Consider the following 15,786-nt stretch of genomic DNA (forward strand, 5'->3'; position numbering starts at 1 on the left):
CATTCGTCTCTCGCGCTTTTACCTGCCTTTACCCTCTTTACACTGGCTTAAGCCCTTCCTTAAATGTTCTACTACTCAGAAATTGACCGTAAGGAAACACCATGTCTCTTTCTCTTATTTCGCCTCAGCAGGCAAACGCGCTTGTTAAAGAAGGCGCAAAACTGGTTGATATTCGCGATCCCGACGAGTATGCCCGCGAGCATATTCCGGCAGCGCACTCCATACCGCTGGATTCTTTACCCGGCGGGCTTAATGCATCCCCTGGTGAAACGGTGATTTTTCACTGTCAGTCCGGGGCACGGACATCAAACAATGCTGCGCGACTTGCGCAGGCAGCGTCTTCGGCTCAGGCCTTCGTGGTTGAGGGGGGCATTCAGGGCTGGAAGCAGGCCGGGCTGCTGACCGTTGAAGATAAATCCCAGCCGCTTCCGCTGATGCGGCAGGTACAAATTGCCGCCGGACTGCTGATCCTCTGCGGCGTGGTGCTGGGCTATAGCGTCTCCAGCGGCTTTTTCCTGCTGAGCGGTTTTGTCGGCGCCGGGCTGCTTTTCGCCGGTGTGACGGGCTTTTGCGGCATGGCGCGGCTGCTGAAGGTAATGCCGTGGAACCGTCGTACCCCATAAGCAGTAATCAATGAATTACGCTGTACCCGGTGCCGGACGTGGGCTAAGGTGAAGATCGCTAAAACGATGAGGAGGTTATATGTTTTCTGTCGGTGATTATGTGCAACCGCTTAAAGGCGGCCCGAAACTGAAGGTGCTCGAAGTGAACGGTGAAAGCGTTGTAGCGGTACAGGCCAGCAATGAACAAGGTGAAAAATATACGCTGAAAGCGGCCGAGCTGGCGCCGTATACCGAGGAAGGTGATTTCGGCGTCTGCTGAACAGACAACCGGGCGGCTTGTTCCGCCCGGTCCACGTATTAGATCAGAAAATCATCCAGTGATTTACCCTCTGCCAGCGCGCTGGCAATAGGCTTCGGCGTGCGGCCCTGGCCGGTCCACGTTTTCTCTTCACCGTTCTGGTCAATAAAGCGATATTTCGCTTCACGCGGTTTACGCTTTTTAGCCGGTTTACCCGCCTGCGCCAGTTCTGAACCCAGCAGATCGGAGGGGGAAATACCATCGGCTTTCATCAGCTCAAGCAGGGCATTAATTTTTTCCTGCTGCTCGGCACGCTGCTGCTCTAATTCTGCCAGCTCGCTGCGTTTCTCTTCAGTAACGACCCTGACCTTTTCCAGCATTTCCTCAAGAACGTCCAGGGATAATTCACGCGCCATCGCACGCAGGGTTCGGATATTATTAAGATTCTGTAACGTCAAAGACATATTATTTGAAAACCTTTTCTTTGGGGTAAATAGATAAATCGCCGACAGAATAATTCATTTGAGTTGAAATATCTACCCAAAGGACCGTATGGGCATAATTGTAAATATAACTAAATCACGCTGTTAATATTAGAACAGGATGCAGTCAGGGCAGAGGCGAATCTAATCACTGCATCCATATAAATGGTCAACTTTAATCCGAATCACAGCATATTGCGCCGCTACCATAACGGTGATTTTCACCCTCACCAACATTAAAACTAACAGATTGATTACATTATAAAAATTATCAAACGAGACAGATTATAACGAACAGAGTAAAAATCACACAATTTTAGAGAATTTTGTGGACAAAAGGTGATTAAATAAAAATTAATCACTAGTTGTTAGTTCAAAGTCAGAGATATACTCTATACACCTCAAGCAAACCAACCTAAAGCACTAACCGCTGCAGGAAAATCGTTTCCACTGTGTTCTTCTCAAGGAGTTCAGACATGTTCTCGCCGCAATCTCGCCTGCGCCACGCGGTGGCGGATACTTTCGCGATGGTTGTTTACTGTTCCGTCGTGAACATGCTGATCGAAATATTCCTCTCCGGAATGACCTTCGAGCAGTCACTTTCTTCTCGCCTGGTGGCGATCCCGGTCAATATTATTATCGCATGGCCTTACGGGCTATACCGCGATGCCGTCATGCGCTTCTCGCGTCGTATCAGCCCGGCGGGCTGGATGAAAAACCTTGCCGACGTACTGGCTTACGTCACGTTCCAGTCTCCGGTCTACGTGGCTATTTTGCTGACGGTGGGCGCGGACTGGCACCAGATCGCCGCAGCGGTCAGTTCGAATATCGTGGTATCAATGCTGATGGGTGCGGTATACGGCTATTTTCTCGACTACTGCCGCCGTCTGTTCAAAGTCAGCCAGTACAGCCAGGTAAAAGCGTAATGTGAAGCGACTGGCGAATGCCAGTCGCAGATTTACTGTACGTCGCCAAACAGTCCCTTAAGAAACCGCTCCAGCGCCATACGCGAGCTGAAACCGTGCGGAATACCATAATGCTCATGCCGTTCACCGCCTAAATAGAGCGGAAATTGCTGATAATGATCGCAGGTTTTAATATCCGAGGCAGGTTCAGCAAATGACAGACTTCTGTCTTTCAGCGTCGGGTGAATAATGAGTGCGGTACGTCCCATCCTGGCTTCACGATTAACATACACATAATTCTCGCCTCGGCGATATCCATACGCTTTTGGCGTCACCTCATCCATGGTGAATCCCTCTTTTTCAAGAACGCGTGCCACCTCGTCAGGTCGTAAATACATATCTTTTCCTCGTTATCTTTTCCTGCCCGGCAACCTTACAGTATTCAGCATTAGCAGGGCTTTCAGAATAGTCCATAAACTGCCGGATAACGCGTGATGCGCTTCAGATATTAAATTTCTGAACTAAACTCATCAGGAACACAAAATTACGGAGGATCGTATGTTTAACAGACCGAACCGAAACGATATTAACGACGACGCTCAGGATATTCGTAATGATGTCAGCCAATTAGCGGACACGCTGGAAGAGGTGCTGAAGTCCTGGGGTACTGACGCGAAGGACGAAGCGGATGCCGCAAAACGTAAGGCTCAGTCTCTGCTCCGTGAAACCCGCGCCCGCATGAACGGACGTTCACGCGCCACACAGGCGGCCTGCGACATGGCAAGCTGCGCTACGACCTTCGTACGTGAAAAACCACTTTGTACGCTGGGAACCGTCGCGGCGGTCGGCATCTTTGTCGGTGCCCTGCTCAGCCTGCGTAAGTAAGTCTGACTTATCCGCCCCGGTAGCCTCTGGTGCCGGGGCTTTTCTTTGCCTTCACACCCGAAAAACCCGTACAGCCAGCCCTGCCCCGCTGTGCTCATCATCAGGGCAACATCAATCTGAATTTCCCATATCTTGTATGGTTGAATCTTATCTCAACTACATCTAGTATTCCCTTTAGAAAGACACACACTACCTGACGCGTTAACTCGCGCCCTTTCCTCATTCTAAATGGAAATACGAATCATGAGCATTATTATTTACACTCGTAATGACTGTGTTCAGTGCCACGCCACCAAACGGGCGATGGAGAGCCGCGGCGTGGCGTTTGAGATGGTGAATATCGACCAGCAGCCCGAGGCCGCCGATACCCTGCGCGCGCAGGGATTTCGTCAGCTTCCGGTGGTGGTTGCCGGTGACACCAGCTGGTCTGGCTTTCGCCCGGACATGATTAACCGCCTGAGCGCTCAGGCCACGCGTGCATGAGCAGGCTGGTCTTCTTTTCCAGCAGCTCGGAAAACACGCTCCGCTTTATTGAGCGCCTCGGGCTGCCTGCGGTGCGTATTCCGCTCAACGAGCGGGAGCGTATTCAGGTAGACGAACCTTACATTCTGGTGGTGCCCAGCTATGGCGGGGGCGGTACGGCGGGAGCGGTGCCTCGCCAGGTGATCCGCTTTCTGAACGATCCTCATAACCGGGAGCTGATTCGGGGCGTGATCGCGGCAGGTAATCGTAATTTCGGCGATGCGTATGGCCGCGCCGGGGATGTCATCTCTCAAAAATGCGGCGTGCCGTATCTCTATCGTTTCGAACTGATGGGGACACAGCAGGACGTAGAAAACGTGCGTAAAGGAGTGAACGAATTTTGGCAACGACAACCGCAGAACGGGTAATTCAGGCAACGCCGGACTACCACGCATTAAACGCGATGCTTAACCTCTATGACCGGGAGGGGCGCATTCAGTTTGGCAAAGATCGCGAGGCGGTAGAAGCCTTTTTCGCGGCCCACGTCCGTCCGAACAGCGTCGCTTTTGGCAGCCAGCAGGAACGTCTCGACTACCTGGTTAACGAAGGTTATTACGAGGAGCGCGTGCTGGCCCGCTATAACCGCGCTTTCGTGGTGAAGCTGTTTGAGCGCGCCCATGCCAGCGGTTTTCGTTTCCAGACCTTCCTCGGCGCGTGGAAGTATTACACCAGCTACACCCTGAAAACCTTCGACGGCAAACGCTACCTGGAAAGCTTTGAAGATCGCACCGTGATGGTGGCGCTGACGCTGGCCCAGGGCGACGAAGCGCTGGCTGAAAGGCTGACGGAGGAGATCCTCTCCGGCCGCTTCCAGCCCGCCACGCCGACGTTTCTCAACTGCGGTAAAGCCCAGCGCGGCGAGCTGGTCTCCTGCTTCCTCCTGCGCATCGAGGACAATATGGAGTCGATTGGTCGCGCGGTGAACTCGGCGCTGCAGCTTTCCAAACGCGGCGGCGGCGTGGCGTTTCTGCTCTCGAACCTGCGTGAAGCGGGTGCGCCGATCAAGCGCATCGAAAACCAGTCCTCCGGGGTAATCCCGGTGATGAAGATGCTGGAAGACGCGTTCTCCTATGCCAACCAGCTTGGCGCACGTCAGGGCGCGGGGGCGGTTTACCTGCATGCGCATCACCCGGACATTCTGCGTTTTCTCGATACCAAACGCGAAAACGCCGACGAAAAAATCCGCATCAAAACCCTGTCGCTCGGCGTGGTGATCCCGGATATTACTTTTAAACTGGCTAAAGAGAATGCCGAGATGGCGCTCTTCTCGCCCTATGATATTGAGCGTATTTACGGCAAAGCGTTTGGCGACGTGGCCATCAGCGAGCTGTACGACGAGCTGGTGGCCGACGAGCGCATTCGTAAAAAATACATCAACGCCCGCGATTTCTTCCAGACGCTGGCCGAAATTCAGTTTGAGTCCGGCTATCCGTACATCATGTTTGAGGACACGGTGAACCGCGCGAACCCGATCGCCGGACGTATCAACATGAGCAACCTGTGCTCGGAGATCTTGCAGGTCAACAGCGCGTCAGCCTACGACGAGAACCTGGACTACGCGGAGATCGGCAAAGATATCTCCTGTAACCTCGGGTCGCTCAATATTGCTCACACCATGGATTCGCCGGATTTTGGCCGCACGGTGGAGACCGCCATTCGCGGGCTGACGGCGGTCTCAGACATGAGCCACATCCGCAGCGTGCCCTCCATCGAGGCGGGTAACACCGCATCGCATGCCATTGGCCTGGGGCAGATGAACCTGCACGGTTATCTGGCGCGGGAAGGTATCGCCTACGGCAGTCCGGAAGGGCTGGATTTCACCAACCTCTATTTCTACACCGTCACCTGGCACGCGCTGCACACCTCGATGATGCTGGCGCGCGAGCGCAGCCAGCGGTTCGCAGGCTTTGAGCAGTCGCGCTATGCCAGCGGGGCGTATTTCAGCCAGTATCTGGAAGGCGACTGGCAGCCAAAAACCGAAAAAGTGCGCGAACTGTTCGCCCGCGCGGGGATTACCCTGCCAACGCGCGAGATGTGGCAGCAGCTGCGCGACGACGTGATGCGCTACGGCATCTACAACCAGAACCTGCAGGCCGTGCCACCAACCGGTTCGATTTCCTACATCAACCACGCCACGTCGAGCATTCACCCGATCGTGTCGAAAATTGAAATTCGTAAGGAAGGCAAAACCGGACGCGTTTACTACCCTGCCCCGTTTATGACCAACGAGAACCTGGCGCTTTACCAAGATGCGTATGAGATCGGCCCGGAAAAAATCATCGATACCTACGCGGAGGCGACAAAGCACGTGGATCAGGGGCTGTCGCTGACGCTCTTCTTCCCGGACACCGCCACCACGCGGGATATCAACAGAGCGCAGATCTACGCATGGAAGAAAGGCATCAAAACGCTCTACTACATTCGCCTGCGCCAGCTTGCGCTGGAAGGTACCGAAATCGAAGGCTGCGTGTCCTGCGCGCTGTAAGGAGAAAGGATGAAACTGTCACGCGTGAGTGCCGTTAACTGGAATAAAATCCAGGATGATAAAGACCTGGAGGTGTGGAACCGCCTGACCAGCAACTTCTGGCTGCCGGAAAAGGTGCCGCTCTCAAACGATATTCCGGCCTGGCAGACGCTGAGCCACGCCGAACAGCAGCTGACGATCCGCGTCTTTACCGGCCTGACGCTGCTGGACACCATTCAGAATACCGTGGGTGCCCCCGCATTGATGAGCGACGCGCTGACGCCGCACGAAGAGGCGGTGATGTCGAACATCAGCTTTATGGAAGCGGTACATGCCCGCTCCTACAGCTCGATTTTCTCCACGCTGTGCCAGACCAAAGACGTGGACGCGGCCTACGCCTGGAGTGAAGAGAGCGAGTCGTTGCAGCGAAAGGCGGAGCTGGTGCTGAAATATTACCGCGCCGACGAGCCGCTGAAGAAGAAGATCGCCAGCGTGTTCCTGGAATCCTTCCTCTTCTATTCCGGCTTCTGGCTGCCCATGTACTGGTCGAGCCGGGGCAAGCTCACCAACACTGCCGATTTGATTCGGCTCATCATTCGTGACGAGGCGGTTCACGGGTATTACATCGGCTATAAATACCAGAAAGGGCTGGAGAAAGTCAGTCCGGAGAAACGCGAGGAGCTCAAAGGTTTTGCGCTCGATTTGCTGATGGATCTGTACGACAACGAGCTGAGCTATACCGAAGAACTGTACGCCGGAACGGGCTGGGAAGAGGACGTAAAAGCGTTTCTCTGCTACAACGCGAACAAAGCGCTGATGAACCTTGGTTACGACGCGCTGTTCCCGCCGGAGATGACGGAGGTGAACCCGGCGATTCTGGCGGCGCTGTCGCCGAATGCCGATGAAAACCACGACTTCTTCTCCGGGTCCGGCTCGTCGTACGTGATGGGTAAAGCGGTGGAAACCGAGGATGAAGACTGGGATTTTTAATGAACGCTAACGTTCGTTAATTTAATATAAACCCAACAATTCTCTCTCTAATATTTACAAAACATCTACACTGTAATTTCCCCGTCATATTCGCCTGAATCATTCCGATTCAGGCGAAATTTCCTGATGCCGCAGCAAAAAAATGAGAAAAATTCAAACTGCCCTCAGCCCTTTATTCATGGGAAATTCAGCCGCTTCGCTTACCTGAAAATTCACGTCATAAGCAAACCCAGGGTTGTCTCAGATTCTGAGTATGTTAGGGTTATGCCCGTTAACAATTTACCATGGTAATCATATCGACATAAACAAATAACAGGACACTCTCTATTGCATGGCAATTAAATTAGAAGTGAAAAATCTTTATAAAGTATTTGGCGAGCACCCGCAGCGCGCATTCAAATATATTGAGAAAGGCCTTTCGAAAGAGCAAATTCTGGAAAAAACCGGGCTATCGCTTGGCGTTAAAGACGCCAGTCTGGCCATTGAAGAAGGCGAGATTTTTGTCATCATGGGGTTATCCGGTTCGGGTAAATCCACTATGGTTCGCCTTCTCAATCGCCTGATTGAACCCACCCGCGGGCAGGTGCTGATTGACGGCGTGGATATCGCCAGAATATCAGACGCCGAGCTTCGTGAGGTGCGCAGAAAGAAGATCGCAATGGTGTTTCAGTCATTCGCGCTGATGCCGCACATGACGGTGCTGGATAATACCGCCTTCGGCATGGAATTAGCCGGCACGCCCGCTCAGGAACGTCAGGAAAAAGCCCTTGATGCCCTACGTCAGGTGGGGCTTGAGAATTATGCTCACGCGTATCCGGATGAACTTTCCGGCGGTATGCGTCAGCGCGTGGGATTAGCCCGCGCGTTGGCCATTAATCCAGACATATTATTAATGGATGAAGCCTTCTCCGCCCTCGATCCGTTAATTCGCACCGAGATGCAGGATGAGCTGGTAAAATTACAGGCCAGACATCAGCGAACTATTGTCTTTATTTCCCACGATTTAGACGAAGCCATGCGTATTGGCGACCGAATTGCCATTATGCAAAACGGAGAGGTGGTGCAGGTCGGCACGCCGGATGAAATTCTGAATAATCCGGCGAATGATTACGTGCGAACCTTCTTCCGCGGCGTGGATATTAGCCAGGTATTTAGCGCTAAAGATATTGCGCGCCGAACGCCGAACGGCATTATCCGTAAAACGCCAGGCTTCGGCCCGCGCTCCGCCCTTAAGCTGCTGCAGGACGAAGACCGTGAATACGGGTATCTGGTTGAACGCGGCAATAAATTTGTCGGCGTTGTCTCCATCGACTCTCTGAAAACCGCGCTTAGCGAAAATCAGGGGATCGATACGGCGTTAATTGACGCTCCGCTTGCCGTGGACGCCGAAACGCCGCTCAGCGAGTTGCTCTCTCACGTGGGCCAGGCGCCGTGCGCCGTGCCGGTCGTGGGTGAGGAACAACAGTACGTCGGCATCATCTCCAAACGGATGCTGCTGCAGGCTTTAGATCGCGAGGGGGCAAACAATGACCGATCAAACTAACCCTTGGGGCACCACAGAGGCAGCGGACAGCGCTGCGCAATCCGCCGACGCATGGGGCTCCACGCCTGCACCTGCCGACGGCGGCGGCGCGGCAGACTGGCTGAACAGCGCACCCGCGCCTGCGCCAGAACACTTCAACATCATGGATCCGTTCCATAAAACCCTGATCCCGCTGGACAGCTGGGTTACGGAGGGGATCGACTGGGTGGTCACGCACTTCCGTCCGGTGTTCCAGGGGATCCGCGTCCCGGTGGACTACATCCTGAACGGCTTCCAGCAGCTGATGCTGGGCATGCCTGCGCCGGTGGCCATTATCCTGTTCTCCCTGATTGCCTGGCAGTTCGGCAGCGCGGGGATGGGCATCGCCACGCTGATTTCGCTGATTGCCATCGGCGCGATTGGCGCGTGGTCGCAGGCAATGATCACGCTGGCGCTGGTGCTGACCGCCCTGCTCTTCTGCATCGTCATCGGGCTACCGATGGGGATCTGGCTGGCGCGCAGTCCGCGGGCCGCAAAGATTATTCGTCCGCTGCTGGATGCAATGCAGACCACGCCGGCGTTCGTCTATCTGGTGCCTATCGTGATGCTGTTCGGCATCGGTAACGTGCCGGGCGTGGTGGTGACCATTATCTTCGCCCTGCCGCCGATTATTCGTCTGACCATCCTGGGGATTAACCAGGTACCTGCGGATCTGATTGAGGCCTCGCGCTCGTTCGGTGCCAGCCCGCGCCAGATGCTGTTTAAGGTTCAGCTCCCGCTGGCGATGCCGACCATCATGGCAGGCGTTAACCAGACGCTGATGCTGGCCCTGTCGATGGTGGTGATCGCCTCGATGATCGCCGTTGGCGGACTGGGCCAGATGGTGCTGCGCGGCATTGGCCGTCTCGACATGGGGCTGGCCACCGTTGGCGGCGTCGGGATTGTGATCCTCGCCATTATTCTCGATCGCCTGACTCAGGCCGTCGGTCGTGATTCACGCAGTCGCGGCAACCGTCGCTGGTATACCACCGGCCCCGTCGGGTTACTGACCCGCCCATTTACAAAATAAGGAACAACGATGCGACAGAGCGTACTTTTTGCTACAGCGTTTGCCACCCTTGTCTCCACCAGCGCGTTTGCGGCTGACCTGCCGGGTAAAGGCATTACCGTGCAGCCGGTGCAGAGCACCATTTCGGAAGAGAGCTTCCAGACCCTGATCGTCAGCCGCGCGCTGGAGAAGCTGGGCTATACGGTCAACACGCCGAGCGAAGTGGATTACAACGTGGGCTACACCTCGATTGCCTCCGGTGACGCCACCTTTACCGCGGTGAACTGGCAGCCGCTGCACGACGACATGTATGCTGCCGCCGGTGGCGACAAGAAATTCTATCGCGAAGGGACCTTCGTGACGGGTGCGGCGCAGGGTTATCTGATCGACAAGAAAACCGCCGATAAGTATCACATCACCAATATTGAACAGCTGAAAGATCCGAAGATCGCCAGACTGTTCGACACCAACGGTGACGGCAAGGCCGACATGATGGGCTGCTCGCCGGGCTGGGGCTGTGAAGCGGTGATTAACCACCAGAACAAAGCGTTCGATCTGGCGAAAACCGTCGACGTGAGCCACGGCAACTATTCAGCGATGATGGCCGACACCATTGCCCGCTTTAAAGAGGGGAAACCGGTGATCTACTACACCTGGACACCGTACTGGGTGAGCGACGTGCTGAAGCCGGGTAAAGACGTGGTGTGGCTGCAGGTACCGTTCTCCTCCCTGCCGGGCGAGCAGAAAGATATCGACACCAAACTGCCGAACGGCATGAACTACGGCTTCCCGGTGAACACCATGCATATCGTGGCTAATAAAGCCTGGGCGGAGAAAAACCCGGCGGCGGCGAAGCTGTTCTCGGTGATGAAGCTGCCGCTGGCGGACATCAACGCCCAGAATGCGATGATGCACGCGGGCAAATCCTCTGAGGCGGATGTGAAAGGCCACGTGGACGGCTGGATCAAAGCTCACCAGCAGCAGTTTGACGGCTGGGTGAAAGAGGCGCTTGAAGCGCAGAAGTAAAAACAACACCCCTCACCCTAACCCTCTCCCCTTCGGGGAGAGGGCCGGGGTGAGGGGCTCAAACCGCACCCAACCCAAACCGCACAAACACACACATAACAATCCCCCAACATTCACAATCATTGGTTATTATAGTTTCCGGAAAAATAATCACTTAACTAACGATTCCTGAAACCCATGACAAAAACATCTCAGGGGCTTAGTCCCGCACTCATCCTTTTAATGTCCGTGGCAACGGGTCTGGCAGTCGCCAGCAACTATTACGCGCAGCCTCTGCTCGATACTATCGCCCGCGCGTTTGACCTTTCCGCCAGCTCAGCAGGCTTTATCGTCACCGCCGCACAGCTTGGCTACGCCGCCGGGCTGCTGTTCCTGGTGCCGCTCGGCGATATGTTTGAACGCCGGATGCTGATTGTTTCGATGACGCTTCTGGCAGCAGGCGGCATGCTGATCACCGCCAGCAGCCAGTCGCTGACGATGATGATCGTCGGCACCGCGCTAACGGGACTGTTTTCCGTCGTCGCGCAAATTCTGGTGCCCCTCGCAGCAACCCTCGCCTCCCCGGAAAAACGCGGCAAGGTGGTGGGTACCATTATGAGCGGCCTACTGCTCGGGATCCTGCTGGCGCGTACCGTTGCCGGGCTGCTGGCAAGCCTCGGCGGCTGGCGCACCGTTTACTGGGTGGCGAGCGTATTGATGGTGGTGATGGCGCTGGCGCTGTGGCGCGGGCTACCGAAGGTGAAGCAGGAGAACCACCTGAATTACCCGCAGCTTCTGGCCTCCGTGTTTAGCCTGTTCACGCAGGATAAACTGCTGCGCACCCGCGCTCTGCTGGGGTGTCTAACCTTCGCTAACTTCAGCATTCTCTGGACGTCGATGGCATTTCTGCTCGCCGCACCGCCGTTTAACTATTCAGAAGGGGTGATTGGTCTGTTCGGCCTGGCCGGTGCCGCCGGTGCATTGGGCGCGCGCCCGGCAGGCGGGCTGGCCGACAAAGGCAAATCGCATATCACCACGACCGCCGGACTGGTTTTGCTCCTGCTCTCCTGGGCGGCTATCTGGTATGGACACGTCTCGGTGCTGGCGCTGATCGTCGGTATTCTGGTGCTGGATCTCACCGTACAGGGTGTGCATATCACCAACCAGACCGTGATTTACCGCGTGAAGCCCGAGGCGCGTAACCGCCTCACGGCCGGATACATGACCAGCTACTTCATTGGTGGGGCAGCAGGTTCGTTAATTTCGGCGTCGGCATGGCAGCACGCCGGCTGGTCAGGTGTGTGCGGAATTGGCGCAATCGTCGCCGCGCTTAACCTAGTTGTGTGGTGGCGCGGCTACCATCGTCAGGAAGCAATTCACTAAGTTTTACATTGCTTTGGGCCTCTTAGGGTGTAAAGGGGCCCGGCAGTCTGTTAATGTAAACGTAATCATTTATCCCAGAAATTTTAATGTGGGTGACATATCTACAATTGGCATGAATAGTTCAGACCCCCGTCCTCACATCCTCTCTTCAGCGGGTTCATACCCTACGCTTTCTGTGCTCACCGGGTCACGGACTTACCCGGCGCTTTCTGATGGTGGCATTCATTTGGCGGATATAACCGCACAAATAATCCATTTACATTATTTGTCACCATCGTTACTATATCGGCTGTAATTAATGAGGTTATGCCCAAAATGGATAGTTCGTTTACGCCCATTGAACAAATGCTTAAATTCCGCGCCAGTCGTCATGAGGACTTCCCGTATCAGGAGATCCTGCTGACCCGCCTGTGCATGCACATGCAGGGTAAGCTGCTGGAAAATCGTAATAAAATGCTGAAAGCTCAAGGGATTAACGAGACGTTGTTTATGGCGTTGATTACGCTGGAGTCTCAGGAAAACCACAGTATTCAGCCTTCTGAGCTGAGCTGCGCGCTGGGATCGTCCCGTACCAATGCGACCCGTATTGCTGATGAACTGGAAAAGCGCGGCTGGATTGAGCGCCGTGAAAGCGATAACGATCGCCGCTGCCTGCATCTGCAATTGACCGATAAAGGTCACCAGTTCCTGCGTGAGGTGCTGCCACCTCAGCACAATTGCCTGCACAAACTCTGGTCTGCCCTCAGCACCGCCGAGCGCGACCAGCTTGAGCACATCACTCGCAAGCTGCTCACCCGTCTGGACCAGATGGATGAAGAAGGCGCAGTTCTTGAGGCGCTGCGCTAACGCGACGACACGCTCAACAATCCAGATTTATAAAAGAAAACCGACAGGCCAGCACGTCACACTGCTGGCCTTTCTGACAACAGGTCGGCTCAGCCGATGTGAAAATAAGAAGATCGTGGAGAACAACAATGAGCGCAAATGCGGAGAGCACTACCCCGCAGCAACCGGCCAACAAGAAAGGCAAACGTAAAAGTGCCCTTCTTCTGTTGACCTTGCTCTTTATTATTATTGCCGTGGCATATGGGATCTATTGGTTTTTAGTATTGCGTCATGCAGAAGAGACTGACGACGCATACGTGGCAGGGAACCAGGTACAGATTATGGCGCAGGTGTCGGGCAGCGTGACGAAAGTCTGGGCTGACAATACCGACTTTGTGCAAAAAGGCGATGTGTTGGTGACCCTCGATCCAACCGATGCCCAGCAGACCTTTGAGAAAGCCCAGACCGCGCTGGCCTCCAGCGTCCGTCAGACCCGCCAGCTGATGATCAACAGTAAGCAGCTGCAGGCCAACATCGACGTGCAGAAAACCGCGCTGGCGCAGGCGCAGAGCGACCTGAACCGCCGCGTTCCGCTCGGCACCGCCAACCTGATTGGCCGTGAAGAGCTGCAGCACGCGCGCGACGCGGTTGCCAGCGCTCAGGCACAGCTTGACGTGGCCATTCAGCAGTACAACGCCAACCAGGCGATGGTGCTCGGCACCAGCCTGGAAAACCAGCCCGCCGTGCAGCAGGCGGCGACCGAAGTGCGCAACGCGTGGCTTGCCCTGCAGCGTACTAAAATCGTCAGCCCGATGACCGGTTACGTCTCCCGCCGTTCCGTTCAACCAGGAGCGCAGATTAGCCCAACCACGCCGCTGATGGCGGTCGTGCCGGCAGACAACCTGTGGGTAGACGCTAACTTTAAAGAGACGCAGCTTGCCCATATGCGTATCGGCCAGACCGCGACGGTCGTCAGCGACATCTACGGCGATGACGTGAAGTACACCGGGAAAGTGGTTGGCCTGGATATGGGGACCGGCAGCGCCTTCTCCCTGCTGCCTGCGCAGAACGCCACCGGTAACTGGATCAAAGTGGTTCAGCGTCTGCCCGTGCGTATCGAACTGGATGCCAAACAGCTGGCGGATCACCCGCTGCGTATCGGCCTCTCAACGCTTGTGACGGTCGATACCGCCAACCGCGACGGTCAAATCCTCGCAAGCCAGGTGCGAAGCACGCCGGCTTATGAAAGTAACGCCCGTGAAATTAGCCTCGATCCGGTCAACAAGCTGATCGATGACATCGTGAAGGCAAACGCCGGTTAATCCGAAGGTGAGCGTTATGCAACAGCAAAAGCCGCAAAAACCGCTGGAAGGCGCGCAGCTGGTCATTATGACCATCGCGCTGTCGCTGGCGACATTCATGCAGGTGCTGGACTCCACCATCGCAAACGTGGCGATCCCAACGATCGCCGGTAACCTTGGCTCGTCGCTGAGCCAGGGGACCTGGGTCATTACCTCGTTTGGGGTGGCAAACGCCATCTCCATTCCGATCACCGGCTGGCTGGCGAAGCGCGTCGGTGAGGTGAAGCTGTTCCTCTGGTCGACAATCCTGTTCGTGCTGGCCTCCTGGGCGTGCGGCATGTCCAGCAGCCTGACGATGCTGATCTTCTTCCGCGTCATTCAGGGGATTGTCGCCGGGCCGCTGATCCCGCTGTCCCAGAGTTTGCTGCTGAACAACTATCCGCCTGCCAAACGCTCCATCGCGCTGGCGCTGTGGTCGATGACCGTGATTGTCGCGCCGATTTGCGGGCCTATCCTCGGCGGCTATATCAGCGATAACTACCACTGGGGCTGGATCTTCTTCATCAACGTGCCCATCGGTGCGCTGGTGGTGCTGATGACGCTGCAGTCTCTGCGCGGTCGCGAAACGCGGACCGAACAGCGGCGCATTGACGGCATCGGGCTGGCGCTGCTGGTTGTCGGCATCGGTAGCCTGCAGATCATGCTCGACCGCGGTAAAGAGCTGGACTGGTTTGCCTCTACGGAAATCATCGTGCTGACGGTGGTCGCCGTGGTCGCCATTAGCTTCCTGATTGTCTGGGAGCTGACGGACGATAACCCGATAGTCGATCTCTCGCTCTTCAAATCGCGAAACTTCACCATCGGCTGTCTGTGTATCAGCCTCGCCTATATGCTCTACTTCGGCGCGATTGTTCTGCTGCCGCAGCTACTGCAGGAGGTGTACGGTTATACCGCGACCTGGGCGGGGCTGGCGTCTGCACCTGTCGGGTTAATACCGGTTCTGCTGTCGCCGATTATTGGCCGCTTTGCCCATAAGCTCGATATGCGCAGGCTGGTGACGTTCAGCTTCATTATGTACGCCGTGTGCTTCTACTGGCGCGCGTATACGTTCGAACCGGGAATGGACTTTGGCGCTTCCGCGTGGCCGCAGTTCATTCAGGGCTTTGCCGTGGCGTGCTTCTTTATGCCGCTGACCACCATTACGCTCTCCGGCTTGCCGCCCGAGCGCATGGCGGCGGCATCGAGCCTGTCGAACTTCACCCGTACGCTGGCGGGCTCTATCGGGACGTCGATCACCACCACGCTGTGGACCAACCGTGAATCGATGCACCATGCCCAGCTGACCGAAGCGGTGAACCCGTTCAACCCTAACGCTCAGCAGATGTACAGCCAGCTTGAGGGTATGGGGATGACGGAGCAGCAGGCCTCCGGCTGGATTGCCCAGCAGATCACTAACCAGGGGCTGATTATCTCGGCGAACGAGATTTTCTGGATATCGGCGGGGATCTTCATCGTCCTGCTGGGGCTGGTGTGGTTTGCTAAACCGCCGTTTGGCGCCGGTAGCGGCGGCGGTGGCGCGCACTAATTCGCGTT

General features: G+C 55.7%; 17 protein-coding genes. 15 read left to right on the top strand and 2 right to left on the bottom strand.

The genetic code is table 11. From position 1 onward, the window contains the following. Positions 1 to 101 precede the first annotated feature (101 nt). Positions 102 to 623 carry a rhodanese family protein gene (locus V1603_RS21650; protein ID WP_395313252.1) on the top strand — a complete coding sequence of 174 codons (522 nt, stop codon included), beginning with the start codon at positions 102 to 104 and terminating at the stop codon, positions 621 to 623. Positions 624 to 702: 79 nt separating this feature from the next. Then, positions 703 to 882 (top strand): hypothetical protein, encoded by a 180-nt coding sequence (locus V1603_RS21655; RefSeq protein ID WP_116343821.1) that lies wholly within the window; start codon positions 703 to 705, stop codon positions 880 to 882. Between the two features lie 38 nt (positions 883 to 920). On the opposite strand, the gene stpA is transcribed toward V1603_RS21655, so the two are convergent. Beyond that, complete coding sequence (gene stpA, locus V1603_RS21660) at positions 921 to 1,325, bottom strand: DNA-binding protein StpA (protein ID WP_116343822.1); 405 nt, start codon at positions 1,323 to 1,325, stop codon at positions 921 to 923. A gap of 494 nt (positions 1,326 to 1,819) precedes the next feature. Here stpA and alaE point away from each other — a divergent pair, with 494 nt between their 5' ends. Then, positions 1,820 to 2,269 carry an L-alanine exporter AlaE gene (alaE, locus tag V1603_RS21665; RefSeq protein WP_116343823.1) on the top strand — a complete coding sequence of 150 codons (450 nt, stop codon included), beginning with the start codon at positions 1,820 to 1,822 and terminating at the stop codon, positions 2,267 to 2,269. Positions 2,270 to 2,301: 32 nt separating this feature from the next. Here the strand turns inward: alaE and V1603_RS21670 are convergent, their stop codons facing one another. Next, positions 2,302 to 2,646: a DUF2002 family protein gene (locus V1603_RS21670; protein ID WP_023308923.1), complete on the bottom strand. Its 345-nt coding sequence runs from the start codon at positions 2,644 to 2,646 to the stop codon at positions 2,302 to 2,304. Between the two features lie 160 nt (positions 2,647 to 2,806). On the opposite strand from V1603_RS21670, the gene V1603_RS21675 reads away from it, so the two are divergent. The 12 genes from V1603_RS21675 to emrB all read left to right on the top strand — a co-directional run bounded on the left by V1603_RS21675 (position 2,807) and on the right by emrB (position 15,778). Beyond that, a complete protein-coding gene (locus tag V1603_RS21675) occupies positions 2,807 to 3,133 on the top strand; it encodes a DUF883 domain-containing protein (protein WP_032642961.1) in 327 nt (108 codons plus the stop codon). Between the two features lie 243 nt (positions 3,134 to 3,376). Continuing rightward, the gene (gene nrdH / locus V1603_RS21680) at positions 3,377 to 3,616 is read left to right on the top strand and encodes a glutaredoxin-like protein NrdH (RefSeq protein ID WP_116343824.1); all 240 of its coding nucleotides are present in this window, start codon (positions 3,377 to 3,379) and stop codon (positions 3,614 to 3,616) included. Further along, entirely contained in the window at positions 3,613 to 4,023 is a 411-nt protein-coding gene (nrdI, locus tag V1603_RS21685) for a class Ib ribonucleoside-diphosphate reductase assembly flavoprotein NrdI (RefSeq protein ID WP_116343825.1), read from the top strand. The genes nrdH and nrdI overlap by 4 nt, the downstream gene beginning before the upstream one ends. After that, positions 3,996 to 6,140, top strand: a complete 2,145-nt coding sequence (nrdE, locus tag V1603_RS21690; RefSeq protein ID WP_395313253.1) for a class 1b ribonucleoside-diphosphate reductase subunit alpha — start codon at positions 3,996 to 3,998, stop codon at positions 6,138 to 6,140. The genes nrdI and nrdE overlap by 28 nt, the downstream gene beginning before the upstream one ends. Positions 6,141 to 6,149: 9 nt before the next feature. Continuing rightward, on the top strand, positions 6,150 to 7,109 hold the full coding sequence (nrdF, locus tag V1603_RS21695) for a class 1b ribonucleoside-diphosphate reductase subunit beta (RefSeq protein WP_395313254.1): 960 nt from the start codon (positions 6,150 to 6,152) through the stop codon (positions 7,107 to 7,109). Between the two features lie 331 nt (positions 7,110 to 7,440). Continuing rightward, entirely contained in the window at positions 7,441 to 8,652 is a 1,212-nt protein-coding gene (proV, locus tag V1603_RS21700) for a glycine betaine/L-proline ABC transporter ATP-binding protein ProV (RefSeq protein ID WP_395313255.1), read from the top strand. Beyond that, complete coding sequence (proW, locus tag V1603_RS21705; protein WP_119916181.1) at positions 8,636 to 9,700, top strand: glycine betaine/L-proline ABC transporter permease ProW; 1,065 nt, start codon at positions 8,636 to 8,638, stop codon at positions 9,698 to 9,700. Before proV ends, proW begins: the two co-directional genes overlap by 17 nt. A gap of 9 nt (positions 9,701 to 9,709) precedes the next feature. Continuing rightward, positions 9,710 to 10,705, top strand: a complete 996-nt coding sequence (gene proX / locus V1603_RS21710) for a glycine betaine/L-proline ABC transporter substrate-binding protein ProX (protein WP_139784221.1) — start codon at positions 9,710 to 9,712, stop codon at positions 10,703 to 10,705. 177 nt (positions 10,706 to 10,882) lie between these two features. Continuing rightward, positions 10,883 to 12,067: an MFS transporter gene (locus V1603_RS21715; RefSeq protein ID WP_192984389.1), complete on the top strand. Its 1,185-nt coding sequence runs from the start codon at positions 10,883 to 10,885 to the stop codon at positions 12,065 to 12,067. A 315-nt stretch (positions 12,068 to 12,382) separates the two neighbouring features. Then, positions 12,383 to 12,913 carry a transcriptional repressor MprA gene (gene mprA / locus V1603_RS21720; protein WP_061099626.1) on the top strand — a complete coding sequence of 177 codons (531 nt, stop codon included), beginning with the start codon at positions 12,383 to 12,385 and terminating at the stop codon, positions 12,911 to 12,913. A gap of 128 nt (positions 12,914 to 13,041) precedes the next feature. After that, positions 13,042 to 14,214: a multidrug efflux MFS transporter periplasmic adaptor subunit EmrA gene (gene emrA, locus V1603_RS21725; RefSeq protein WP_395313256.1), complete on the top strand. Its 1,173-nt coding sequence runs from the start codon at positions 13,042 to 13,044 to the stop codon at positions 14,212 to 14,214. A gap of 16 nt (positions 14,215 to 14,230) precedes the next feature. Then, positions 14,231 to 15,778 carry a multidrug efflux MFS transporter permease subunit EmrB gene (gene emrB, locus V1603_RS21730; protein WP_163330118.1) on the top strand — a complete coding sequence of 516 codons (1,548 nt, stop codon included), beginning with the start codon at positions 14,231 to 14,233 and terminating at the stop codon, positions 15,776 to 15,778. The last annotated feature ends 8 nt before the right edge of the window (positions 15,779 to 15,786 follow it).

Origin of the sequence: Enterobacter sp. ECC-219 (genome assembly GCF_043966805.1) — a bacterium.
Lineage (GTDB): Bacteria > Pseudomonadota > Gammaproteobacteria > Enterobacterales > Enterobacteriaceae > Enterobacter > Enterobacter cloacae_N.